The 24,731-nt window shown below is 45.0% G+C and carries 20 protein-coding genes; 12 read left to right on the top strand and 8 right to left on the bottom strand.

Annotation, left to right across the window (positions count from 1 at the left end; all coding sequences use genetic code 11):
• Positions 1-5 precede the first annotated feature (5 nt).
• From LDX50_RS06230 to LDX50_RS06215, 4 genes are all read left to right on the top strand, one after another.
• A complete protein-coding gene (locus LDX50_RS06230; protein ID WP_225697547.1) occupies positions 6-1,373 on the top strand; it encodes a RagB/SusD family nutrient uptake outer membrane protein in 1,368 nt (455 codons plus the stop codon).
• Positions 1,374-1,530: 157 nt separating this feature from the next.
• On the top strand, positions 1,531-1,917 hold the full coding sequence (locus LDX50_RS06225; RefSeq protein WP_225697546.1) for a VOC family protein: 387 nt from the start codon (positions 1,531-1,533) through the stop codon (positions 1,915-1,917).
• 243 nt (positions 1,918-2,160) lie between these two features.
• Positions 2,161-3,660, top strand: a complete 1,500-nt coding sequence (locus LDX50_RS06220; RefSeq protein WP_225697545.1) for an NADP-dependent isocitrate dehydrogenase — start codon at positions 2,161-2,163, stop codon at positions 3,658-3,660.
• Between the two features lie 264 nt (positions 3,661-3,924).
• Entirely contained in the window at positions 3,925-5,010 is a 1,086-nt protein-coding gene (locus LDX50_RS06215) for a sensor histidine kinase (protein WP_225697544.1), read from the top strand.
• 48 nt (positions 5,011-5,058) lie between these two features.
• On the opposite strand, the gene LDX50_RS06210 is transcribed toward LDX50_RS06215, so the two are convergent.
• The gene (locus LDX50_RS06210; protein WP_225697543.1) at positions 5,059-5,544 is read right to left on the bottom strand and encodes a nuclear transport factor 2 family protein; all 486 of its coding nucleotides are present in this window, start codon (positions 5,542-5,544) and stop codon (positions 5,059-5,061) included.
• A gap of 55 nt (positions 5,545-5,599) precedes the next feature.
• Positions 5,600-6,346, bottom strand: coding sequence for a 3-oxoacyl-[acyl-carrier-protein] reductase (gene fabG, locus LDX50_RS06205; RefSeq protein WP_225697542.1), 747 nt, complete (start codon positions 6,344-6,346; stop codon positions 5,600-5,602).
• Between the two features lie 128 nt (positions 6,347-6,474).
• Here fabG and lpdA point away from each other — a divergent pair, with 128 nt between their 5' ends.
• From lpdA to LDX50_RS06175, 6 genes are all read left to right on the top strand, one after another.
• On the top strand, positions 6,475-7,869 hold the full coding sequence (gene lpdA, locus LDX50_RS06200; RefSeq protein WP_225697541.1) for a dihydrolipoyl dehydrogenase: 1,395 nt from the start codon (positions 6,475-6,477) through the stop codon (positions 7,867-7,869).
• Between the two features lie 165 nt (positions 7,870-8,034).
• On the top strand, positions 8,035-9,603 hold the full coding sequence (locus LDX50_RS06195) for a hypothetical protein (protein WP_225697540.1): 1,569 nt from the start codon (positions 8,035-8,037) through the stop codon (positions 9,601-9,603).
• 231 nt (positions 9,604-9,834) lie between these two features.
• Positions 9,835-13,362 carry a tetratricopeptide repeat protein gene (locus tag LDX50_RS06190; RefSeq protein WP_225697539.1) on the top strand — a complete coding sequence of 1,176 codons (3,528 nt, stop codon included), beginning with the start codon at positions 9,835-9,837 and terminating at the stop codon, positions 13,360-13,362.
• Positions 13,363-13,445: 83 nt separating this feature from the next.
• Positions 13,446-13,868 (top strand): hypothetical protein, encoded by a 423-nt coding sequence (locus LDX50_RS06185; protein WP_225697538.1) that lies wholly within the window; start codon positions 13,446-13,448, stop codon positions 13,866-13,868.
• Positions 13,869-13,907: 39 nt separating this feature from the next.
• On the top strand, positions 13,908-14,567 hold the full coding sequence (gene deoC, locus LDX50_RS06180) for a deoxyribose-phosphate aldolase (RefSeq protein WP_225697537.1): 660 nt from the start codon (positions 13,908-13,910) through the stop codon (positions 14,565-14,567).
• Positions 14,548-14,817 (top strand): acylphosphatase, encoded by a 270-nt coding sequence (locus tag LDX50_RS06175; protein ID WP_225697536.1) that lies wholly within the window; start codon positions 14,548-14,550, stop codon positions 14,815-14,817. The genes deoC and LDX50_RS06175 overlap by 20 nt, the downstream gene beginning before the upstream one ends.
• Here the strand turns inward: LDX50_RS06175 and LDX50_RS06170 are convergent, their stop codons facing one another.
• Positions 14,818-15,321 (bottom strand): hypothetical protein, encoded by a 504-nt coding sequence (locus LDX50_RS06170; RefSeq protein WP_225697535.1) that lies wholly within the window; start codon positions 15,319-15,321, stop codon positions 14,818-14,820.
• 33 nt (positions 15,322-15,354) lie between these two features.
• Positions 15,355-16,161 (bottom strand): SDR family oxidoreductase, encoded by an 807-nt coding sequence (locus LDX50_RS06165; protein WP_225697534.1) that lies wholly within the window; start codon positions 16,159-16,161, stop codon positions 15,355-15,357.
• Positions 16,162-16,246: 85 nt separating this feature from the next.
• Between LDX50_RS06165 and LDX50_RS06160 the strand changes: the two genes are divergently transcribed.
• Positions 16,247-17,110, top strand: coding sequence for a lysophospholipid acyltransferase family protein (locus LDX50_RS06160; RefSeq protein ID WP_225697533.1), 864 nt, complete (start codon positions 16,247-16,249; stop codon positions 17,108-17,110).
• Between the two features lie 13 nt (positions 17,111-17,123).
• Here LDX50_RS06160 and LDX50_RS06155 read toward each other — a convergent pair whose 3' ends face one another.
• The 4 genes from LDX50_RS06155 to LDX50_RS06140 form a co-directional block, all read right to left on the bottom strand.
• The gene (locus LDX50_RS06155) at positions 17,124-18,575 is read right to left on the bottom strand and encodes a pyridoxal phosphate-dependent decarboxylase family protein (RefSeq protein WP_225697532.1); all 1,452 of its coding nucleotides are present in this window, start codon (positions 18,573-18,575) and stop codon (positions 17,124-17,126) included.
• A 2-nt stretch (positions 18,576-18,577) separates the two neighbouring features.
• Complete coding sequence (locus tag LDX50_RS06150) at positions 18,578-21,505, bottom strand: DEAD/DEAH box helicase (RefSeq protein ID WP_225697531.1); 2,928 nt, start codon at positions 21,503-21,505, stop codon at positions 18,578-18,580.
• Positions 21,506-21,617: 112 nt separating this feature from the next.
• Positions 21,618-22,841, bottom strand: coding sequence for an FtsX-like permease family protein (locus LDX50_RS06145; RefSeq protein ID WP_225697530.1), 1,224 nt, complete (start codon positions 22,839-22,841; stop codon positions 21,618-21,620).
• Entirely contained in the window at positions 22,838-23,209 is a 372-nt protein-coding gene (locus tag LDX50_RS06140; RefSeq protein WP_225697529.1) for a ribosome-binding factor A, read from the bottom strand. The genes LDX50_RS06145 and LDX50_RS06140 overlap by 4 nt, the downstream gene beginning before the upstream one ends.
• A 176-nt stretch (positions 23,210-23,385) precedes the next feature.
• Here LDX50_RS06140 and LDX50_RS06135 point away from each other — a divergent pair, with 176 nt between their 5' ends.
• Positions 23,386-24,729, top strand: a complete 1,344-nt coding sequence (locus tag LDX50_RS06135) for a DUF6427 family protein (protein WP_225697528.1) — start codon at positions 23,386-23,388, stop codon at positions 24,727-24,729.
• Positions 24,730-24,731: the final 2 nt, after the last annotated feature.

The following is a 24,731-nucleotide window of genomic DNA, read 5'->3' as shown; positions in this document are numbered from 1 at the left end:
TGAATATGAAACGAATATATATTTTCCTACTTGTGTGTACATCACTTGTTTTTGCATGTGATGTCGATGAGGTCGTGGATCCGAATAACCCTTCATTGGGTGGTGTACTTAGCGAAGCTTCAAAAGCGGAGCTTCAGGTGCTCGTTACCGGCCTTGAGGCACGCGGACGGGTTTATTTCACGAATGCAACCCAGATGTTTGGGTCATTTGCACGAGAGGTATGGCCCTATTTTGGATCAGATCCAAGATTTCAGAATGACTGGCTGGGTCTTGCCAGAACTGAGACCTATCCGGATTTCTTTGCTTCGGCAGGGACCTATGTAAGTCCGTACCTGGCGGTTAAGCAGGCTAATATTTTGATTCAGTCAGTTGGTAATACTTCGTCGATCACCACGCAGGAAGCTGCCGGGTATCGGGGATTTGCCAAGACCATCAAAGCGTACCAGTTGCTTTGGCCGCTTCTTCAGCAGTATCAGAATGGGATCCGTGTGGATGTAGAGGATCCGCTAAATCCGGGACCGACGCTCAGTTATGACGCGGCACTGGCTGCCATCCGTCAGATTCTTGATGACGGTGCTTCAGATCTGCAGGCTGCAGGTGGCGAATTTGCGTTTAATCTGAGCAGTGGATTCAGTGGTTTTGATACCCCGGCCGGAATGCTTCAGGTGAACAGGGCAATTGCAGCGCGTGCGGCTCTCTATGCCGAGGATTATACAGCTGCGCTAACAGCGTTGCAGGGAAGTTTTATGGATATGGATGTGACAGCAGGTACATCAGATAAAATGTTTGACGGACCTGCACATGTTTATGGGGAAGCACCAGATGTGAATAATCCATTGTATTATCCGCCGAATGCTGCAACCAGCACTATTCTGATTGTTCATCCGGCAATGGTGGAAGATGCACTGCCTGGCGATGATCGGGCAAATAAATTCTTCAAGCGTGACAATCCCGTAACCAACAGCAATATCCAGGATTCCAATGGGGATAATATTCCCGGTGAATACCAGGATGCACGCTGGACGACGAACACGTCACCAATTCCATTCATCAGGAATGAGGAATTGATCCTGATCTATGCTGAAGCAAGTTTAATGTCAGGGGAGCCTGGAGATGCAGAAGATGCGATCAACGTAATTCGTAATACATGGAACGTAGCTGATTATTCAGGCGGAACAACAACGAATGAACTAATGGATGAGATCCTGTTCCAGCGTCGTTATTCCCTGTGGGCAGAGGGCGGCCATCGTTGGGTAGACCTTAGAAGGACCGGACGATTGAACAATACCTATGTAGACCTCAGAGATGGTGGTAACCTGTTTACACAGATTAGCCGCCGGACATCAGAGATCAACTGGGATCTTGATAATTGATTTAAATGTATTAGTTGAACAAGGGGGCTGTCTGAAAAGGCAGCCCTTTTTTTTGTAAGAATTTGTGATGCGTTAAAATCCCCCGTATGAGGGGATGATAACTCTTTAAATCTCCAGCATATTTAAGTAAATTATAACAACCAATAATTTATGGATCATGAAACGGAATGTTGTTGGATGGTTTGAAATTCCTGTCACCGACATGGACAGGGCTATCCGCTTTTACGAAGAAGTTTTCAGTTTTAAAATTCAACGGAACCAAATGGGCCCCCTTGATATGGGATGGTTCCCGTGGACAGATGGGGACGGTCCTGGTGCTGCCGGAAGCCTGGTGAAACACCCCGACTTTTACATACCTTCAGGTGAGGGTACATTAGTTTATTTTACTGCACATTCGGGTGATCTCAGCAACGAACTTGGCAGGATTGAAAAGGCTGGTGGAAAAGTAATTCAGGGTAAGACTCAGATTTCAGAAGATATTGGATACATGGCATTATTCATCGATACCGAAGGCAACAGAATAGCGCTGCATTCACGAGCCTGATAGTCTTTGCATAGGCTTCAATTTTTTAACAGTCCACCCAAAACCCCTCATTATGGGGTAAAATACTTCATGCCGCGGACTTTATTCCTCCGTGACAAATATAGGCTGATTCTTTTGCCCCATTATTTCCTTTTCCGATCCCGGTTTCAGAAAATTCTCTGAATTTTTTCTCTATTCGGCAAACATTTTTAATTTGCGTCCGTTTTGATAGTAATACTATTAATTCTGAATGTAAAACTATTTATGGAACCATTAGTATCAGCACAGATCACAGATAATATGACAGGACATGCAGCCCCGATTGCTGTAGCGAAGGGAGACGGGATCGGACCGGAGATTATGGAGGCAACGTTGAAAATTCTCATGGCTGCGGGAGCACGGATCAGGCCTGTGTTTATTGAAATGGGTGCGCAGCAATATCTGTCGGGCAATACCTCCGGAATCAGTCCGGCAGCCTGGGACGCCATAAGAGAAAATAAAGTATTGCTGAAGGCACCAATGACTACACCCCAGGGAAGTGGTTATAAAAGTTTGAATGTAACTCTTCGTAAATCGTTGGGTCTGTTTGCCAATGTTCGTCCGTGTCTTTCACTATACCCCTATGTTGATACCAAATACCCGGAGACTGATGTGGTGATCATTCGCGAGAATGAAGAGGATCTGTACGCAGGGATCGAACATCAGCAAACCACTGATGTGGTTCAGTGCCTGAAATTAATTACCCGCCCAGGATCGGAACGGATCATTCGATACGCTTTTGAATACGCGAGAGTATTCGGCAGGAAGAAAGTAACCTGTATGGTGAAAGATAATATCATGAAGCTGACCGACGGTCTTTTTCATCGGGTGTTCAATGAGATTGGAGCTGAATATCCGGAAATTCAACAGGAAGTTCAGATCATTGACATTGCCACGGCCCGACTGGCAACCCAGCCCGGGAATTATGATGTAATTGTAACATCCAACCTCTATGGCGACATCATTTCCGATGTTGCAGCCGAGGTTGTTGGAAGCGTTGGACTCGCAGGATCCTCAAACATTGGAACCGAAGTTTCCATGTTCGAAGCGATCCACGGATCTGCCCCGGATATTGCAGGTAAAAATATTGCAAACCCCTCTGGACTGATCAATGCAGCCGTGATGATGCTTGAACATATAGGTCAGCAGGACATTGCAGGAAAGGTGCGAAATGCATTGCTTCGAACCATTGAGGACGGCTATCATACAGCCGATATCTATCATCCGGAAAGCTCCGTGGAAAAGGTAAGTACTTCCGATTTTGCTGATGAGGTTATCGCACGACTCGGACTGGAACCTGAAACGCTTCCTGCGTACACAGCAAATGACGAATCGCTGGAAATCAATATTCCTCCCTATAAACGTACAGAAAAGACTAAAACCCTGGTAGGGGTTGACGTTTTCATCGACAATGCTTCGATGAATCCAAATGAGATCGGCGATAGACTACGTGAGCTCGCGAACGGGCCCTTCTCTCTGAAAATGATTACCAACCGCGGTGTAAAAGTATATCCCGACGGACTCCCCGAAACTTTCTGTACCGATCATTGGAGATGCCGGTTCGTCAAACTGTCAGGCGGAGAAAAAGTTGACTATGACCAGGTGAGCTTTAAGGAGGTACTCGAACTGCAAATGGCGGTTTCTGCTGAATTCGACATCATCAAAACAGAAAACCTGTACAAATTTGACGGTGAGCGTTCATTCTCACTTGGTCAGGGTGAATAGATAAAACATTAAGGTTTAGGTTAGTGAATAAGGGCTGTGGCAAACGTGTCATAGCCTTTTTCCTTTTCGGCCGATGTGGGTTGCAAATATTTTGACAGTCCACCCCAACCCCCCCCCCATTAAGGGCTAAAATAGATGTAATTACGGACATTGCCAATTGCGTCTTTAGCTCATTTCCCTTTATTCCGTTCCGTTTGTGGGTATGGAAAATTATTTTTTCCAAAGTATATCCGTTTTCCCCTGAAACACGTTTAGTGCATTAATATGAGCCCGACATTAGCAATCAGCAACCGGATGGTCCTCGTGCTGATTACTTTGCCCGCAATTTTTTTGATCAGCGTGGTAGATTACCTCACTGGTTCTGAAATGTCATTCTCAATATTCTACCTGATACCGTTGGTCTGGATGGCGAGTTCCCGGTTTGCCAGCAGGAGTATTATTTTTATCATGTCTTTCATTGCATCGGTCTGCTGGCTTTATGTGGATCAGGCCACCAATGAATACAGCATGTCGTTTCTTCCATACTGGAATGCAACAGTACGGCTGATCATATTTGCAGGATTCGGATGGCTGCTTTATGCCAACCGCCTGAAACAACAGGATCTGCAAACCGCGAATCAGCGGCTTTCGGAGTTGAATAATGAAAAAAATAAATTTCTGGGTATGGCCGCACACGACCTTCGTAATCCGATCGGTGGCATTAACGGATTATCGGAAATAATGATGATGAAAGAAACGACCGAAGATGAACGGTCGGAAATTTTACGGATGATCAAAAAGCTTAGTGAGAATATGCTGCAGCTCATTACCAACCTGCTCGATGTTTCAAAAATCGAATCAGGAAATCTTGAGCTTCACAAACGCTTCCAGGATATCAATCAGTTTTTAAGGGAGCAATGTGAGATGAACCAGCTCATGGCCAACCGGAAGGAGATTAAAATCAACATGATTTTTGAGCAGGAACCCATTTTTACCACATTTGATGCAAACTACCTTTCGCAGGTCGTAAATAATCTTTTATCTAACGCCATCAAATACAGTCAGCGCGGCAGTCTTATCACAATTCGTGTTGCCCGAATTGAAGAAATGCGCGTACGGGTGGAATTCGAGGATCAGGGCAGAGGCATTCGTGCAGAAGAACAGAAAAAGTTATTCAACTATTTCCAGCGAACCAGTACAATACCTACCGAAGGGGAGCAAAGTACCGGTCTCGGGTTGGCCATTGCTAAGAAGATTATAACCGAACATCTGGGAACCATCGGATTGAAGAAATCCAATGAATCCGGTTCGGTATTCTTTTTTGAATTGCCGTATGGAATTGATATTCAGGAGGTGATTACTTCGGAATAGTCCTCACATTTGGACATTATGAAATAATCATTTTCGCAATACCCTGTTTCACCTGTTAAGAACACTGTCAATTTTAACAACCACCTCATCGACAATATCATTCGGTATAGGTACTGTTAAATTGTAATGCACAATCTTCCAGCCATCTGAGGTAAATTCCATAACGCCTGTCCCCCGACTAGGTCCGAGATTTGGTGTATCCAGTTCTTCATCAAACCAGGCAATATTTCCATCAGCAGAAAAGTATATATGCCGGTCATGGCCAGTGAAACTCCAGGCACGTCCACGGTCAAAAAAGGGCTTACTCCAGGGTTTGAATTCAGCAACCGTCCAGCGCTCAGTAGCATCCGTACCCATGAATATTGATTCCTCATCCCTGAAAAAGGAAAAGTATTGATCAAAATCGGCATCAGCGGCGGCCTGGTGCCAGCTATCGAGTACCTGAATAATGTCTGATTCCTCCGGAGTGCTTGTTTTTTCAGAAGAACACGACAAGAAAAAACCAGCAAGGAAGATGATTAGCGAATACTTCATGCGTTAAATAGTTTGTAATAGTGTTACCTGGTACCGACGATCAGTTGCATGCAAATCAGGTAAGCATACCACCATCCACCTGGATCACCTGTCCGGTAATATAAGATGATAAATCCGAAGCCAGGAAAACACACGCATCGGCAACATCTTCGGGCTTGCCCCCGCGCTTAAGCGGGATCGCATCACGCCAGCTCTGGACAGTTTTTTCATCGAGCTTATCGGTCATTTCTGTTTCGATGAAACCGGGAGCGATGGCGTTGGACCGGATTCCCCGTGAACCCAGTTCAAGGGCAACTGATTTAGTAAACCCGATAATGCCGGATTTAGAGGCAGCATAGTTTGTCTGTCCGGCATTTCCCTTCAAACCTACAACGGAGGTCATATTAATGATAGAACCGCCCCGCTGTTTCATCATAGGTTTGGTTACTGCTTTAACCGTATTAAAACAAGACTTGAGGTTTACATTAATTACCTGATCCCAGTCGCCTTCTGAAATCCGGAGCAGCAGGTTGTCTCGGGTAATACCGGCATTATTGATGAGAATATCGATCTTTCCAAAGTCTTCAATAACATCATTGATAAGTTTTTCCGCCGCCTCAAAATCTGAAGCATCCGATCGATAACCCTTAACCCTGGTACCGGCAGCGCCAAGTTCTTTTTCCAATGCTTCACCTTTTTCGACGCTCGACAAATAGGTGAACGCAACGTCTGCACCCTCAGCAACAAATCGTTCAGCAATTGCTTTGCCTATCCCTTTTGATGCGCCGGTGATAAGTGCGGTCTTTCCTTGCAATAAATTCATAGCAGATCTTTCGTATGGTTTGAAATTCAAAGAAAATGAAATTCGGCGCCACCTCAAAACAAAGTTTTTTAGTCCGCCGTTTTCGCTTAAATTTGGGCTCCTCAAATGTAGTACTAAATAACGAAGATATGTCTCAAAAATATGATCTGCTTGTACTTGGCAGCGGCCCCGGCGGGTATGTAGCTGCGATCCGTGCATCGCAGCTGGGTATGAAGGTTGGTGTCATTGAAAAGGAATCGTTGGGTGGAATTTGCCTTAACTGGGGTTGTATTCCTACCAAAGCACTGTTAAAAAGTGCTAACGTGTATGAGTACATCAAGCATGCTGAAGATTACGGAATTAAGATTAAGGATGCCGAAGTGGATTTCGATTCAATGGTATCACGAAGCCGTAATGTAGCTGATGGTATGAGCAAAGGGATTCAGTTTCTCTTCAAGAAGAATAAGATCGATGCCATCATGGGATTCGGCAAGCTGAAGCCAGGAAAGAAAATAGAGGTCGAAGCAGAAGACGGTAAAAAAACCACCTACGAGGCAGATAACATAATTATTGCCACCGGTGGAAGGTCGCGCGAGCTGCCTGCAATGCCTATCGATGACAAGAAAATTATTGGCTACCGTAAGGCTATGGTGATGGAAAAGGCACCCAAGAAAATGGTGATTGTTGGATCTGGTGCTATCGGTGTTGAGTTTGCCTATTTCTACAATACAATCGGAACGGAAGTAACCATTGTTGAATTTATGCCGCGAATTGTACCCGTCGAGGATGAGGAAGTTTCAAAAGCACTTGAGCGTAACTTCAAAAAGGCTGGAATCAATATTATGACCAGTGCTGAAGTTACAGCCGTTGATACCAAGGGCCGTGGCTGCAAAGTAACAGTAAAGACCAAGAAGGGAGAGGAGCAACTTGCCTGTGATGTGGTTCTTTCTGCCGTGGGTATCTCAACAAACCTTGAGGGAATTGGCCTGGAAGATGTAGGAGTGGCAACCGATAGGGGCAAAGTAATTGTGGATGATTACTACAAAACCAATATCCCGGGAGTTTTTGCGATCGGGGATATTGTTCACGGACCGGCATTGGCTCACGTGGCATCGGCAGAAGGTATTATATGTGTAGAGAAAATCGCGGGGCAGCATGTTGAGCCGCTCGACTATAAGAATATTCCGGGATGTACCTATTGCAGTCCGGAAATTGCCTCGGTTGGATATACTGAAGCTCAGGCAAAAGAAGCGGGTTACGATGTGAAAGTTGGTAAATTCCCATTTTCAGCCTCAGGTAAGGCAAGTGCGGCGGGTGCCAAGGATGGCTTTGTAAAGGTGATTTTTGATGCAAAATACGGTGAATGGCTGGGCGCCCATATGATCGGAGCCAATGTAACGGAAATGATCGCTGAAGTGGTGGCAGCAAGAAAACTTGAAACTACAGGACACGAGATCATTAAAACGGTTCACCCGCATCCGACCATGTCTGAAGCAGTGATGGAGGCATGTGCAGCCGCATATGACGAGGTGATTCACATTTAAAATTCAGATCAACCTGTATAAACAGGTTATTGCGTATGAAAATCAAAGAAGGCACAGGTGTTTGTGCCTTTTTTTATGTCAATTCATAGAAAATTGTGATCCATAATCATAAAATGTGTGTTACATTTTGCAATAGCTGCGGATTTATAGATAAATTTTTTAGTCATGTGTACGATAGGTAAATTTTTGAAGGTTGGCTATCTGTTTTTAGGAATTCTTGCAATCCTTACACTTTACTCCTGTGATGAAAGTGGGGATCCCGCGCCAACACCCAACGGAAATAACCGTTCGTATCCGCTTGTCGCGCAGACGGCAGATGATATCAGCGGTGAGGTCATTTTTGCTGAATACAGTGACGGCTCGGTCAATTTTGTCATTGAGCTGAATAATACGTTTTCTGGCAGCGAATATCCTGCTTATCTCTATTTCGATAATGCCGTTGACGGAGATGTGGTTGCACTAACTCTGGAACAGGTTGATGGTGCTAAAGGTGGGAGCCAGTTGCGGGCGTCGGCGTTGGACGACGGGACACCCTTTACTTTTGGACAGCTGCTGGCTTTTGACGGACATGTAAAGATACTGGACAATAACGATGATGTTCTCGCTTCAGGTGATGTTGGTGGAAATTCCTTTACAGGGAATGCGAAGACTTATACAATTTCTGAAGCTGCGAATTCGGGGGTAACGGGCACGGTTCGCTTAAGGGAAAGACTGAACCAGGAAACTCTTATCGAAATCTCGTCAATGGATGCTTTTCAGTCACATATTCATGTTAATTCTGTGGCCGAGGGAGGTGCCATCGCAATCAGCCTGAATCCGGGCACAGATGGATACAGTGCAACCAATATTTCATCGCTGGATCCCGGTGCCGGCGGACAGGATGTAACCTATTCAGATCTTCTTCTATTCGATGGTCATCTGAATATTCATGATCCGACCGATATAAATTTGATCGTGGCTCAGGCAGATATCGGAGGTAATGAACTCACCGGAACGGAGATTTCATATGATCTGGAAGAGCGCAATAATTCAACGGTTTCAGGTACAATTACATTCTTTGAACGGCGAAGCGGGGAATCTCTCGCACAGATAATCCTTTCGAATACGACTCCCGGTGCGATGCATCCCGCACATTTACACATAGGTACCGCGGCCCAGGAAGATGCCGGACTGAAAGCGGTTATTCTCAAGCCGGTAGATGGAAATACGGGAATAAGTGAAACTCACATCGACCGACTTGATGCGGCGCTCGGCGGCACTCCGCTATCCTATGATGACCTTCTTGTCTTTGACGGATATATCAATATCCATACGAGTATGGCAGATCTTACGCTGCTGGCCCAAACTGATATTGGTGAAAATGCATTGACCGGCAACAGCGTTTCCTATGCACTCGACAATATTCCTGGTGTCACGGGAACTGCCATCGTGCATGAGCGCATTAATGGTGAGGCCCTGGTGGTATTAAGTATTACCGGGACGCCCGTGACCGGAGATCATCCCGCACATATTCACGGTGGTTCAGTGGCGGCCGGCCCGGGTCCTGTGGAAATTACGCTTTCAGATGTAAATTCATTTGGGTTCAGCAGAACTTCCGTGGAGCAGACTGATGCTGGAAGCGCCCTCACATATGCGGATCTTATCGCTTATGATGGCTATGTGAACGTACATGAAAGCACTTCCAGTCTTGCTGTGATCATCGCGCAGGGCGATATAGGCAGCAATGCCAACTAAATCTTTTGGTTGTCCGCCTGTTATACGTTCTTCCCCACAATAAGGGGTTTGGGGTGGCATGTTCAGAATTTAGTGTTGGATCCGTTATCAGGCGGGATCATAGAATACATGCTGCCGGTACACTTCAGGACTCCATCCATCTTTAAAATTCACGCAGTATCCTGTTGGTTACAATACACGCGCACCTGGTATTCATATATGGTGAGGTGTTTATTTTTTAATGTAGTAGCTATGAAATCGTTAGCCGCAATAGGTATATTTTTTTTAAGTGTATTGCCCCTGTCCCTGTATTCCCAGGAGAGGGATTCTGTTCTAACTCAATTGTATGCAAAAGCAAATGAGCGTCTCGAAGAAGGGGCCTATAAAACAGCTGTAATTGATTATAATCAGTTGGTAAATTCCAACTTCAGGGATGGAAAGATTTATCTGAAAAGGGGAATTGCACATTATCACCTGGGTGAGTTTCAAGCCGCTGCAGATGATTTTGATCAGGCATTTCGTCAGCAATTACGCGATCCGGAGCTCATCGGTTATCGCGGTATGAATAAATATGCATTAAAGGACTACCAGGGAGCGGGATCCGATCTTGAACAGGCTGCTATGCAGGGGTTCAGGAACCAGGATGCGTTCTACATGCTTGGAAATATCCGGTTCCAGATGGGACGATATGGAGACGCGATAGAAAGATATGATGAAGCAGAAAAATTAGGGCTTTCCACAGCTGTATTATTCAATAACAGGGGTAAAGCCAAACTGGAATTGAATAATAATGCTGAAGCCGTTACGGATTTTAACCGGTCGATCAAGATAGACCCTTCGCTGGAAATTGCCCACAGGAACAGAGCTGAAGCCAATTTCAGAATGGAGAACTGGCCGGAAGCCCTGAAAGACCTGGATCACCTGATTAAATCAGGAGATGCGGACGCCAATACCATTTTTCAGCACGGCATCGTTTCAATGAAACTTGAAAAATTTGAAGAAGCGGTTTCAGACTTTCAGAGGGCCGAGGCGAAAGGAATATCCCCCGGTGATATTAATCCACTGATGGCGGAAGCATACTATGCACTCCATGAATTTAAAAAAGCGGCCGTGTATTTCGATAAGATTGTTCGTGCCACACCGGGAGATCTGCAGGCATGGCAAAAGCTCGGTACTTCTCACTACTATGACGGTCAGTTTGTGCAGGCTGATAAAGCACTCACAGAAGCGATAGATCGTGGAAATACGTCCAAGGAATCTTTTGGTTATCGTGGTATGAGCCGCTATAAGCTCGATCGTAAAGAAGATGCGTTTAATGATCTTACCCGTGTTTCAACCATGGGATTTACCAATGAAGACGCATACTATTTCCTTGGTGAAATGCTGATGGAGAAAGGACAAAATGAAACAGCAATAGCCCAGCTGAACAAAGCCATCGCCCTGAATCCTCAGAAATGTGGTGCTTACGAGGCACGGGCACGTGCATACAGTTCAATGAATGAAATTTCATTGGCGCTGGAAGACATTGCGAAGGCAATTAAAATTGAAGAAAACAGCATCCTCTGGACCACTTCAGGGATGATCCGATTGAAAGGCGGTCAGTATAAAGAAGCCATATCCGATCTTCAGAAAGCCGAAAAACTTGGAGCTTCCGGTGTTGAGATTTACAGGGCTCAGTCGGACGCTCTATTTGCATTGAAGGAGTATATCCCGGCTCTTGAGAAATATCGTCAGACGCTGAAGGCCGGTGATGATGATCCGGTGATTCTTCAAAGAATTGCTGAATGTGAGTATAGAAATGGTGCCCTTGAGGAAGCATACAGTGCGTTTAAAAAAGCGGAAGCTTCAGCGCCTGTGCCTTCGGCTCTTCAGTATCCTTATGCCCATTCTGCATTCGAAAAAAAGGATTATAAGAAAGTAATTGCGCTTCTCTCGGAAGTATCTGATAAAGGAACACCGATAGAAACTGAACGTATGAGGGCAATTTCTTACTACGCACTAAAGCAATATGAGCCCGCTGCGGCCGCAGCAGGCCGTGCTACTTCAGACGTTGAAATGGAACGAATTGGTGGACTATCCTTCTACTACCTCGGTAAGCCTGAGCTGGCAATCCAGCACCTGGAAAAGGCAGAGAAGCAGGAAGAAACCGTGCATGCCCTGGCAAAATCCTACCAGACCACAAAAAATTCTGTATCGGCAGAAAAAAATCTTACCTGGCTGATCGATGAAGGATTTGGAAAGACCGAATATTATGTGGATCGCGGTACGATCAGAATGGAAACCAACAAAACTGGTGCACTCGCTGATTTCAACAAAGCGCTGGAAATAGACCCTGAACTAAAGAATGCGAGGGCAATGCGCGCGCAAATACTCTACAATGATGCCCAGTATACATCGGCCATTACGGATCTCGAAATTCTATTGTTGGCCGGTCATGACTTAAAGAATGTTGCCTTCATGCTCGGAATTTCCTACCTGGAAACCGGAGATGTTCAGAAGGCGCAGGAGATGCTTGAAAAAGCAGAGGCTGCCGGCTCGTCGGAACCCAGGCTATTTGCTGAACTGGGAAGAATTCATTTCGAGGCCCAAAATTGGGAAGGAACAATTCAAGCGCTGGATCGGGCAATTACGCCATCACAATATGCAGACTTGCGAATACTGCGCGGACAGGCGCATTTCAAATTGGAGGGATATGAGAAGTCAGTTCAGGACCTTGAAACAGTGAAAGATCATAATGCGGCTTCACTGTTTGCACTCGGGAAATCATACTATGAACTGGATCGTCATGAACGGGCGTCTGCTACCCTGAAAATGGCATTTGATGCTAATTCTGCAGATTCGGAAATTCCGTATTTACTGGGTAACTCCTATTTCCGTCTGGATAATTATAAAGGGGCAATAGACAGCTACCTCAAAGCCATTGTTAACGGCAATCAGGATCCGGTGCTTTACAACAACCTCGGAAAAGCATATGAACAGACAGGTGGCGTGGAAGACGCGATTTCGGCCTATACTAAAGCGCTGGAGATAGACCCTGATTATAATCGTGCCCGACAAAACAGGGGGGAAGCCCTCTATAATAATGGCAATTACGCCGGAGCGATTGATGATCTAAGTAAGATCGAGGAAAAGGATGATCGGGTTAACTTCTACCTGGCCGAAAGCTATTTCAAAACGAGTGCCTGGAAACAGGCTCTCCAATACTACAACCGATCGATTGACGGCGGAAGGAAAACCGGAGATGTGTATCATCAGCGCGGCCGTACCTACCTCGAATTGGATCAGGTATCTGCCGGACTGGCCGATATCGATTTGGCCATCAAAGCCGGCAAAAAGGATGCGGGAGTTTATCTCGACCGTGCACGTGCAAATATTTATCTGAACAATGAAAGGGCGGCACTTACCGACCTGAATGAAGCGATCGCACAGGATAAGGAAAATCCGGATGCATATTATAACCGTGGCTACCTCCGTGAACTCCAGGAGAATTTCAACGAAGCTATTTCCGACTACAAGATGGTGATCAGCCTTGATCCAAAAGATGACAAGGCCTACTACTCTTTGGCGAATTCAATGGTTTCTGTTGGAAATGTGGGTGGTGCGTTGGAACCTATTGATAAAGCCATAAGCCTGAACGACCAGGATGCAAGTTACTTCAAGGTAAAAGGAAACATCCTTTACCGCATCGATCGGGGCGAGGAAGCCTGTGAAAACTGGAAAAAGTCGGTGTCTCTGGGCGACAGGAAATCTTCATTCTATATCGATCAATATTGCAAGTAATCTTGCATCCTGGCGAAAAATAGACGCAAATACAATAATTTGAGCATTCTACGTTCCAATAAGGAACGCAAAATCAGAATGCCATGAAATATTTTTTGATCTGCACTTTGTTTCTATTCGTTACGTTTTCGGCCCAGGCACAAAAAAAATCTAAATCGGAGAAGAAGAAAAGTCGTACTGAACAGGCGGAACGGGATAATTCCTTTGCGCCTTTTTCCCCGGCCCAATCGGCGGTAGAAAATCAGCCAAAGGCTGAAAAATCACGGAAAGCTTCAAAGAAGAATAAATCGGAGTCCTTCGCACAGGTATTCAACCGGAATATGGATCAGAAAAAGTTGGAATTTGAACAACGGATGAAACAGAATGCCAAAGATAACCGGAAGGAAGCCCGAATTATGAAAAAACCGCAGTATTCAGATCCGCTTTACTTTGGCCATAAAAAGAAACCTAAAAAACGTCCGGCAGGCAAAAGAAAATTGTGTAAAGAGTGCGGGATCGTTCATTGATCCCTTGGATGTTCTGGTCGGTATCCCGAACTTTATTAGATGGATATCGCATCACGCATCGAACATACGGCATTGTCGCCGGTGGTTACCCCCGGAGATCTTGACTCCTTGCTGCAGGAAGCCGTTGAGCACTCCTTTCATGGCATATGCATTCCTCCTTTTTGGGTAAAACGTATGGCCAGGGAAGCAGGCGGCACAGGTGTTGCGGTCGTTACAGTAGCCGGATTCCCCCTGGGTTATCAGATGACACAGACAAAAATCAAAGAAATTGAAACTGCACTGGAAGACGGGGCGGACGAAATTGATCTGGTCTGGAATATTTCTGCCTTTAAAGATGGCATGACCTGGCCTAAAATTGAAATTGCAAAATCCTCTAAACTTATTCATGAAGCCGGCAAAATACTCAAGGTTATTATTGAGACCTGCTACCTGAGCGATGAGGAAATCATGAAAGCCTGTCATATCTGCGCAGATGCCGGGGTTGACTTTGTAAAAACATCAACAGGTTTTGGGAGCGAGGGTGCAGTCGTTCGCCAGGTGGCAATGATGCGTCAGATGCTGCCCTCCCATGTTGGCATCAAAGCATCAGGAGGCATCAAATCATATGAGCAGGCCGTTGCTTTTGTGGAAGCTGGCGCAGACAGATTGGGAACATCTTCAGGGATAAAAATAATTCAGGGTGAGACGCTGGGAAATTGATGTCCAGGGAAAGGTGCAGGGCGTTCTCTTCCGGGCTTCTGCACGGGATGTTGCCAAAAAACTCGGTTTGAAAGGGTATGCCATGAATTGTGGCGATGGAACCGTTCATATTTCTGTTGAGGGACCTGAAGAGCAGTTGGACCAGTTTTTACAGTGGTGCCATCAGGGCCCGCCTGCCGCTGTGGTGACCGCAGTCGATCATAAGATCTCTGAACCCGTTGGTTACCAGGAGTTTTTTATAAAACGATGATCAGGCTATTTTCATTTCAACAATTCCCCGGTAACGATAAAACCGGATTCCGAAATACTGTTCAATATACGCCTTCATGCGATTTGCGGCCAGATCTGCTTTCCGGTCTTCCGGATAGAATACAGTCAACTCCAGAACAGCCCTTATAAACTGAGGCACCTCGCAAAGATCATCCAGCCAGCTGATGAAAGCAGTTCGCCAGTCGTTTCGGTATTTAATAATGTGATCAGTTCCATCAAATAGTAATTCCAATTGGTTGTCACCGAATTTGAAACGATATACACCACAAAGATGCCGGTAAAATTCGCTCAGCCGGTCGGTATATGCCGTCTGATGTTCCATGATTTTCAAGGACGTATCATCCATGATTCCCAGTGGATTATTCACCCGAAGGTAATAGGATTTACAGTGTTCTATGAGATGGATTATAAGCTCCTCTTCCAGTGACAGTTGAGCTTTCTCCAGCAGGTAATTCTTGTCGAAAGGGAAATACTTCTGAATCATACTTCCAGGGTTATGCAAATATAATCATATTTTCTACTTCAAGGGAGCATTCGCTTCCTTCGCCATCACCTTGTAGACCATTTTATCCATTAATCCGGGGAACCACTTGTTCAGAAAAACCGTCAGCTTACCCTGAAATGTGAGGATCAGGTATTTCTTGCGGCGCACTGTCGCGCGATATATATGCCCTGCACATTCTTCAGCAGTCATCATTTTCTCCTCATGCCTGGGAGAATCACCCTGCTCACTTCCATCGGCGGTAAGTGAGCGCTTCCGAATATTGGATGCAGTAAAGCCCGGACATGCCGTGAGTACATGTACACCTTTGTAAAGCATTTCAGTACGTAATACTTCGAGAAATCCCTGCAGGGCAAATTTAGAGGAGGAATAGCCCGTTCGTGCCGGTAAACCCCTGAATCCGGCTATGGATGAGATTCCAACCACAGAACCTTTTTGCCTGATGATGTGGGGGAGGCAATACTTGGTGGCATACAGTACACCATAAAAGTTGATATCCATAACCTTCTTCACCACGTCGAGGTCCACATCCTCGAACATCGCCCGCATTGAGATTCCGGCATTGTTGATTAGTATATCGATCTTTCCGAATTTCTCGATGGCGTATTCGGCCATACGTTTGTTATCTTCTTCCTTACTTACATCGGAGATGATCGCTTCCGCTTCAATACCATCGGACTTCAGTTCTATCAACGCCTCGTCAAGCGATTGCTGATTCCTTCCGGTAATCAGGATTTTGGAACCCTTTTTTCCAAATTCTTCGGCAAGCGCTTTGCCGATACCTGAAGAACCTCCGGTAATGATGACTACTTTATCCTTCATATGCCGCCAAAGATACACTTTTTGAAATTTCAGTGTGATAGCAGATTGCCCTTCTTCAATCCGAATTCATTAAATTTGCCTCGCAATGTTTATAATCAAGCTTTTAGGCCGTCTTCCTTTACGCATACTTTATCTGAAAGCTGCCTTTCTTTCCTTTCTGCTTTACTATGTTTTCAGGTACCGCCGAAAAGTGGTCTTTGATAACCTCAGGCGTTCTTTTCCGGATGAAGACGAGGCGACCATCAAGGGCTATACCCGTGAGTTCTACAACCGCTTCACACAATATGCGGTTGAAACACTCAAGATCATGAATATGTCCCATGATGAGATTATTGCACACAACGAGCTGGAGGTGGACCCCCGCCTGGATGAGTTCATCGCACAGGGCAAGGCGATTCTGCTGCTCACATCACACATTTTCAACTGGGAGCTTACATTACATGGGATTTGTGTTCAGACCAGTATCCCCTTTTCAGTTGTTTATCAGCGCCTGAGCAGTAAGACATTCGATAAGTACATGCTGGATTCGCGAACTTCTACAGGTGCGACGATGATAGAAAAGGCACAGATTATTCGCGACATTGCCAGAAACAGGAATAATCAGCGTTATGTGACCCTGCTCGCAGATCAGTCACCGCGCAAGGCTTCACAAAAATACTGGACTAATTTTTTGAACCAGGAGACAGCCTTCTTTACCGGCCCCGATATTATCGCCAAGATGGGCGACTATCCGGCATTTTTTCTGAACGTTCTCCGTGTCGAAAAAGGGAAATACCGGATCAGGCTGGAGTATCTTATGGAACCGCCCTATGAAAAAGACAGCCAGGAGTTGCTTGAAAGATATGTGCGGGCTCTGGATAAAGCCATTCAACAGGATCCCCCCGGATATTTGTGGAGCCATAAGCGCTGGAAACTCAAGAGAGAAGAAGGGGAGCAGCAGGGGTCCTGACAACCATGGGGAATCAATTCGCCTGGGAAAATTCCCGGAGCCTGTCAAGCATTAAATCTACCTCCCGAAGGTGCGTTCGAAATGATAGAATGGCTACACGCAGCCAGAATACGCCATTGATGGTGGTTGTGGAAAGAAAAACAGTTCCATCTTCCAGGATCCGGCGCGCTATTCTCTGATTGATCTCATTTTCATTCCTTCTTTCATCCGTTTTTCTGAAGAGCACCACTGTTAGTTCCGGTGAAGGACCGGTCTCAAAACCGAGAAGATTAATTTCCCGGTAGAAATATCTTGCCAGTTCCAGTTTTTCATCAAGACAAGCCCTGAAGGGTGCGATTCCATGCAATCGAAGCGGTAGCCACATACGCATACCACGGAAATGCTTTGTCAGTTCCGGAGAAGCGTCTGCTGGTGAAAGTTCCTGATCAAATGAATCAGTATCCTGCATATAATTTGCCTTAAAATCATGGGCATGGCGGAGATGGGAGGCTTTTTTTACGATCACAATACCAGTGCCAAACGGAAGGAAAAGGCCCTTATGCGGGTCCACCACAACAGAATCAGATTTTGCGATTCCGTTCAGCTTTTTACTTCCTTCCTCTGTAAGCATGAAATAACCACCATAAGCGGCATCCACATGAAACCAAAGATTTTGTTCACGTGAAATGTCTCCCAGTCGATCCAGCGGATCAATCGCGCCGCTGTCAGTTGTGCCTGCAGATGCGATCAAAAGAAACGGGCTGAGTCCGGATGCCCTGTCTTCCAGGATCTGCTTTTCCAGAATCCCGGCATCCATCTGATAGCTGCGGTTAAGCGGTATTTGTCGTAAAACACATTCGTCCAGTCCGGCCACACGCAAGTCTTTCAATACACAATGATGAACCTGTTCTGAGTAGTAAATGACCGTTTTTTCATAGTCTTTGCCCCGAATGCCGTGCGCATTGCGTGCCGTAGTGATGGCTATCAGGTTTGCGATGCTGCCTCCCGAGGCAATGTTGCCTGCAAAATCACCCGCATACCCCAGCAATTTTCCTGTCCAGCGGATAAGGGCATTTTCCATTTTTATAGCACCGGGCGCTGCAAAATAAACACCTGCATAACGGTTGAAGACAGCCGCAAGATAATCCCCCAGGGCTGCGGTATAGACGCCACCGCCGGGAATAAATCCCATATGACCGCCGGATGCGGCGTTAATTCCAGGCTGATGCACATGATCTTCTACATATTTGAGCAGTTTATCGGCTGAGGTGGGTTCGTCAATAAATTCATCCGGCGCGAACGAATCCAGATCATACCCGTCCTGATTGTAGGTCGGTAAATTGGATAAGTTGTCGAGAAAATCATTTGAATACCTGAGTACGTCTTTCTGTAGCTCAGTTCTCGTTTGAGACGAAGGATCCAGTTGTATGGCTTCTGCCTCAAGCTTTCGAATTTTCCGGATATGTGAATCCTTCGAATTCGACATGATCAGGTTAATAATGATTGAATATCTTCCTGACTGAGAGATTTCACGAAGCTTTCTTCAGTGGTGATGAGATCTGCTGCAAGCCGCTTCTTCTTTCTCTGAAGTGCGAGAATTTTTTCCTCCACCGTATCCTTGGTGATGAATTTGTAGGTGAAAACCTTGTTTTCCTGTCCAATCCGATGTGCCCTGTCAACCGCCTGAGCCTCAATGGCGGGGTTCCACCACGGATCAAGAATAAAGACGTAATCAGCCTTTGTGAGGTTAAGACCCAATCCCCCGGCTTTCAGTGATATCAGGAATACTTTAAGGTTCTTTTCTTCCTGGAATCTGTCAACCTGCTTTTGCCGATCCTTGGTAGACCCATCCAGGTATGCAAAATCAATTTTCTGTTCACGCAGGTGATCGGCGAGTATGGAAAGATGTTTAACGAACTGACTGAATACAAGAATCTTGTGATCATCCCTGATGGCGTTATCCAGCATAAATATCACGTCTTCCATTTTTCCTGAATCACCGTCGTAATCCGGGTTCACCATTTTTGGATGATTTGCTATCTGTCTTAATTTGGTAAGACCCTGAAGCAGCAGCAGCTGCGACCTGTTGAGGCCGGAAGCTTCAATATTCTCCAGAATCTTATCCCGATAGTAAGATTTAACCTGTTCATATTCTTTCTCCTGGTCCTTACTCAGCTGGCAGATTTGAATATTTTCCACTTTTTCCGGTAGTTCAGTAGCTACCTGAGATTTATGGCGGCGCAGGATAAAGGGCTTGATAAGGCTGTGCAGCTTTTTCAGCTTCTCTTCATCACCCTTCTTTTCGATGGGGTGCAGAAATTCATTCTTAAAATAGGACTGGGCGCCCAGCAGTCCGGGATTGATGAAGTTCATCTGCGACCACAGATCCATTGTACTGTTTTCCAATGGAGTGCCCGTAAGAATCAGTCTGCTTCTTGATTTTAGATGACCAACAGCCTTCGCAATATTCGACCCCGGATTTTTGATGGCCTGGGATTCATCCAGGATAATGTAGTTGAAATAGAATTGTGTTAAGATATCTATGTCCAGCCGGACAATACCATAACTAGTAAGAACAATATCATATTTGCTGAACTTGCTGGGATCTTTCATGCGGTTGGTTCCCGTATAAACGAATACCTTCAGTCCGGGTGTAAACTTTCGTGCTTCATTTTGCCAGTTATAAACCAGTGATGTGGGCATGATCAGGAGGGAAGTTCCTTCCTGTCCCTGTTCTTTCATTGACTGAAGAAATGCAAGTGTCTGCACCGTTTTACCAAGACCCATATCATCTGCAAGACAGCCGCCGAAATGGAATTCATTGAGAAATCGCAACCAGTTGTATCCTGCCTTTTGATAAGGCCTCAGTGATCCTTTGAACTTCACCGGCATCGTTGCCTCGCCTATCTTTTCAAATTCGCGCAGTCCTTCCAGCTTCCGGCTCATTTGCACCTGGGCCATATTTCCATCTTTCAGATCCTGGACCAGTGCCAGATGGTGCTTTTTAAGGGTGGTGGAACCGTCCTTTTCCTCCTCTGAAAATGCAAAAAGATCACCATATTGCGATATCCAGTTATCCGGAATAACAGCGATCTCACCGTTTGGCAATTCAAATTCAAGTTTCTTGCGAAGGATGAGTTTTCTGATCTTTTGAAACGGGATTTCGTATTCCCCAAACCTGATGACAGCATTGATATCGAACCAGTCGATGTTTTCCCGAACCTCAATGTCAATTTTATATTCGCCAATGAAGTAACGCTTTCCATTGAGTGATCGCTGGTTAATACTGAACTCATTTGATTCCAATAGTTCCCTGTGCTGATCGAGCCATCCGAATGCCTGGGGTTTTGAGAAAATAGCTTTAGAATTCTTGAGATGAATTCCGGTGCTGTTCAATATATCCAGATAACTTTTTTCAGAACTCTGCTTGCGCTGTACGCGATGAAAAACATAGGACTCACCCTTCTTCTCGACAGTCACACTTACTTTACCGATGTTATCAGCCTTGAACTTAAATGGACCATACTGAAACATCAGTTCGATCAGAATCTTTTCATCATCCGATGCATGGCCGTTCCCGTTTTCTCCGAATAGAGTGAGGGCAGCCTTATTCGAAGCCAGCTCCGAAAGAGTAATTATGGGTTTTGGTGCGTATCGCTCGGTATTGATTTCAAATCCCTTCGCATAAACATCAAAGGAAGCAATAAGCGGGGCGACGAATTTATTGTAATACGCTTCTTCAACATTCTTAGGAATAACGATGAAGCGTTTGTTCAGGAAAGGAAGGATTTTTTTGCCGTCTACATCTTTTTCGAAACTGTAAAGTTTGCCCCCCAGTACCATCCATGCGGGATTCTTGCAAACGATGTAGGCCGACTTATACTGAAAATCCAGTTTTTCGCCGTTATGTTTAATGGTGGGGAAATAGTGTGTATTCTCCTCATTCCTTCTGAAATGAAACAAAATGGTCGCTTTTGTCTCCTGAACCTCTATTTCCTTCCAGGCAGGTTCGCCATCGTTTCCCATTTCAAAAACGCGCTTCCCCTTCAGGTTTGCCAGTATTTTAGCACGCCTCCGTTCAAGGTAATGTTCAATTTCCTTCTGAAGGGTTTCATTTCCTTTCTGGGAATCATAAGTTTTAAGAAAGAAGTCTTCTGGTTTGATGCTCCGCTTATTAAAATGCTTTATTACGGATTCCTGTTGCATGGCATCCATCAAATCAATCAGCATAAAATCTGTTTCATCCAGTCCGTGCGCAAATTCCTTGGCATTTTTAGAGGAGATGTTTTGATGCTGCAGGGTTAGTTTTCCATTTTCATCCAGATGAACCACAAAGGATTCGAACAAGTAACCAAGGTACTCGTGCTGGTACAATGAATAAATAATTTGAAAGGGCTGAGAAGCGGAAACCTTCATGTATTAATTAAAAAACGAAAAGGCAAATTAACCAAAATGAACAAAAATCCATCGGGCAAACAGTGAATATTTGCTCACTTTATCGTGAAGCGGCTACTTTTGGTGATGAAGCTTAAAGATGTTCGGCTGTCTGGTATCTTGTGGCTATAATCGCAGGCCTGTAGGAAATCAGGAAGGTAATCCCGATTAACGCAGCACTGGTGTAAAGGAAATCAATCGCTTTCATCTTCACCGGGTAATTTTCCAGTACAGACGTTTCCATTCCCATCGACACTATTCCGTAATTTTGCTGTAACCAACAGATGCCCGCACCGGCAAGCATTCCGATCAACGCACCGCCAAGGCTGATGATTACACCTTCAAGAATAAAGATGCGCCGGATAAGTCTGTCATTGGCACCCATGGCATACAGAACAGAGATGTCTTTCTTTTTGTCTATTGCCAGCATCGAAAGGGCAAAAAAGATATTGATTGAACCAACACCCAGGATAAAGGAAAATGCGATAAATACAAATACCTTCTCGAGGTTTAACAGCTTGTACAGATCCTGATGCTGTTCCTCATTATTTTGTACACTGAAACGATCGCCGAGCAACGAGCTCAAACGTTCCTTTACAACATCTATGTCGGTACCTTCTGCTACCTTAATCTCAAGAGAGGTTCGCCTGTCCTCATAATCCAGCAGCTCCCTGGCAAATTCCAGAGGTACAAATACGTAGTTATCATCGTAATTCTTTTCAATAGCAAAAACACTGCCTGCCAGGATACTTTTGCGGCTGTAGAGATTACTAGGGTCAAGGGATGTGGACTTCACGTCCTTGATATAATGAACCTGTAAAGGATAAATGTCTGAACCCGGGGTGATGGATAGCGCCATTTTTACCCCACGGCCTATGATGGCATAATTTACTGGCCCGTCATGAAATCGCAGTTCGCCCATCACAATGGCCGAATCAATCCTTTTTTGTTCCAGAAAGTTATCACTGACGCCCTTAATGGTAACTACCATGTCTGCATCTCGGTATTTAACATAGGCGTAGTCTTCAATAACCTCTGTCACAATATCAACCCCCTCAACCATCTGTATGGAATCGGCTAGTGTGGGGGTGTAGTGAAATGACTTGCCCATGGTCGCTTCTACCTTGATCTGAGGATCGAACGTATTATATAGCGATCGCAGCAGATCTTCCAGTCCGTTAAATACCGAAAGAACAATGATCAGTGCCGCGGTACATACTGCCACGATCAACATGGAAATACCCGATATGATATTTATGAAGTTTCGTTTCCGCTTCGAAAGGAAATATTTACGTGCTATGAACAGGGGTAAATTCAATCTTCGTCTTCTTCTGCGGGTGGAATGTTCAGTTCTGAAATGATCTTATCGATCCTCGCAGCCCGTTCCTCAATTTCATCAATGTAGAACTCCAGGTCCGGTACAATACGCACCTGCTTCGCAATTTTGTTTCCAAGGTCTCTTCGGATCTCACTTTTGTGATCGGTAATCTTATCCAGCATTTTCTCCTTATCGTCGAGAAACATACTCAGGTATACACGTGCCACACTCAGATCCGGGGTCATTTTTACCGCCGCAATCGTGACCAGCGCAGATCCAAAAATCCCGTGTTTGTCTTTATGAAAAATTTCACTGAGATCTTTTTGAATCAGTTTTGAAAATTTCTGTTGCCGCTTACTCTCGTTCATCAGTGCAAATATCCTATTATTTACTTTATTTTTCCGCCTGTAATTCAAATAGTGGGGAAACCATTTCAAAATACATTTGTATCTTTCCCGCACAGAAGAATTTAAAAGATAAAGAATTGCTCAGGTTTTTCCGAATTAACGATCCCTATCGTCTCATAGTTATATTCTTGGTGCTTTTGATCATTCGTCTGCCTGTCATGCTTGCAGATGGTACTCTTACCTATCCTGAGTTGGATTACCTGCTGGTAGGGGAAAAATTTAGTGAGGGTAACCGTTTATACGATGAGATCTGGACACGTCTGGGCCCACTTTCAGCGGTTTTTTATGGAGTGATCGACCTCATAGCAGGCAGGTCTCAGCTTGCCTTACAAATAATTTCACTGCTCATTATCTTCTTCCAGAGTTTTATTTTCAATAAAATCCTTCTAATCAATAAGGCTTTTGACGAAAACACCTATGTGCCGGGCCTCATTTATGCGCTGCTGATGTCCTGGTTTTTCGATCAATATTCCCTTTCGCCATCAATTCTTGGGTTGACATTCATTTTACTCGCACTCAATAATGTTCTGAGCCATCTCGAGTTTAAGGCAAAACGCGATGAGATGATCCTGAATATTGGAATTCATGTAGGGGTTGCGTCGCTGTTTTACCTGCCCTACATAATTTTTCTTCCTTTCATTATCCTGGCATTCGTGTTTTTTAGCGGCACAATCCTGCGGCGATATCTGCTCCTCGTCTACGGGTTTTTTCTGCCGCTTGGCCTGACTGCTGCCTATTTCATGGTAACAGGACGCCTGAACGATTTCGTCCTGCACTATGTCTATCCAACACTGGGTGTTGGAGATACATCCTATTTTAACTGGACCGCACTTCTGATCATTTTCTCAGTGCCGGTCTTGTTTTTCTTTCTTGGCCTTTTTTCTGTTGTTCAACGCGGCCGGTTCACTGTCTTTCAGGCCAACCTCTCACAATTCATGTTGCTTTGGGCGGGCTTCGGTATTGTTTACATTTTTCTTGTCCGTGTGGTTGTACCCGCGAATCTGATCATTTTTGTCCCACCTGTGTCCTATTATATCAGTCAGTATTTTCTGAATATTCGTAAAAAATGGCTGGCAGAGATCGTATTCATAATTTTCATTATTTCTCCGGTATTCTTCAATCTTGGTACGTTCTTTGGATTTTTCTTTACCAGGGATCTGGTGGATTCCGGGAACTATATCGTTAAAGAAACCAACTTCAACGAGCAGATCAATAATAAAAAGATCCTGGTTCTGGGTCCGGATATGGCTCCATACTTGAATGCCAGGCCAGCAACACCTTTCCTGGAATGGTCACTTTCCCAAAAGGTATTCAATGAGCTGAATTATTATGATAACCTGAGTATCATTGGCCGGGGATTTTCAAATGACATGCCCCAGGTGATCATTGATCAGGAGAAAATCATGCCCGAACTGGTTTCTAAAATTCCAGCCTTTCGTGAATACAGATCTTCCGATGGGATATTATACAGTAGGAACTAAAA

It is taken from the genome of Fulvivirga sedimenti, assembly GCF_020328055.1.
The sequence above is the reverse complement of the archived record's forward strand: the minus strand, read 5'-3'. Positions and strand labels throughout refer to the sequence as shown.

Excerpts from the sequence above, each read along its gene's own strand:
- LDX50_RS06230 (WP_225697547.1), top strand. The coding sequence starts at position 6 with ATGAAACGAATATATATTTTCCTACTTGTGTGTACATCACTTGTTTTT.
- LDX50_RS06225 (WP_225697546.1), top strand. The coding sequence starts at position 1,531 with ATGAAACGGAATGTTGTTGGATGGTTTGAAATTCCTGTCACCGACATG.
- LDX50_RS06220 (WP_225697545.1), top strand. The coding sequence starts at position 2,161 with ATGGAACCATTAGTATCAGCACAGATCACAGATAATATGACAGGACAT.
- LDX50_RS06215 (WP_225697544.1), top strand. The coding sequence starts at position 3,925 with ATGAGCCCGACATTAGCAATCAGCAACCGGATGGTCCTCGTGCTGATT.
- LDX50_RS06210 (WP_225697543.1), bottom strand. The coding sequence starts at position 5,544 with ATGAAGTATTCGCTAATCATCTTCCTTGCTGGTTTTTTCTTGTCGTGT.
- fabG (WP_225697542.1), bottom strand. The coding sequence starts at position 6,346 with ATGAATTTATTGCAAGGAAAGACCGCACTTATCACCGGCGCATCAAAA.
- lpdA (WP_225697541.1), top strand. The coding sequence starts at position 6,475 with ATGTCTCAAAAATATGATCTGCTTGTACTTGGCAGCGGCCCCGGCGGG.
- LDX50_RS06195 (WP_225697540.1), top strand. The coding sequence starts at position 8,035 with ATGTGTACGATAGGTAAATTTTTGAAGGTTGGCTATCTGTTTTTAGGA.
- LDX50_RS06190 (WP_225697539.1), top strand. The coding sequence starts at position 9,835 with ATGAAATCGTTAGCCGCAATAGGTATATTTTTTTTAAGTGTATTGCCC.
- LDX50_RS06185 (WP_225697538.1), top strand. The coding sequence starts at position 13,446 with ATGAAATATTTTTTGATCTGCACTTTGTTTCTATTCGTTACGTTTTCG.
- deoC (WP_225697537.1), top strand. The coding sequence starts at position 13,908 with ATGGATATCGCATCACGCATCGAACATACGGCATTGTCGCCGGTGGTT.
- LDX50_RS06170 (WP_225697535.1), bottom strand. The coding sequence starts at position 15,321 with ATGATTCAGAAGTATTTCCCTTTCGACAAGAATTACCTGCTGGAGAAA.
- LDX50_RS06165 (WP_225697534.1), bottom strand. The coding sequence starts at position 16,161 with ATGAAGGATAAAGTAGTCATCATTACCGGAGGTTCTTCAGGTATCGGC.
- LDX50_RS06160 (WP_225697533.1), top strand. The coding sequence starts at position 16,247 with ATGTTTATAATCAAGCTTTTAGGCCGTCTTCCTTTACGCATACTTTAT.
- LDX50_RS06155 (WP_225697532.1), bottom strand. The coding sequence starts at position 18,575 with ATGTCGAATTCGAAGGATTCACATATCCGGAAAATTCGAAAGCTTGAG.
- LDX50_RS06150 (WP_225697531.1), bottom strand. The coding sequence starts at position 21,505 with ATGAAGGTTTCCGCTTCTCAGCCCTTTCAAATTATTTATTCATTGTAC.
- LDX50_RS06140 (WP_225697529.1), bottom strand. The coding sequence starts at position 23,209 with ATGAACGAGAGTAAGCGGCAACAGAAATTTTCAAAACTGATTCAAAAA.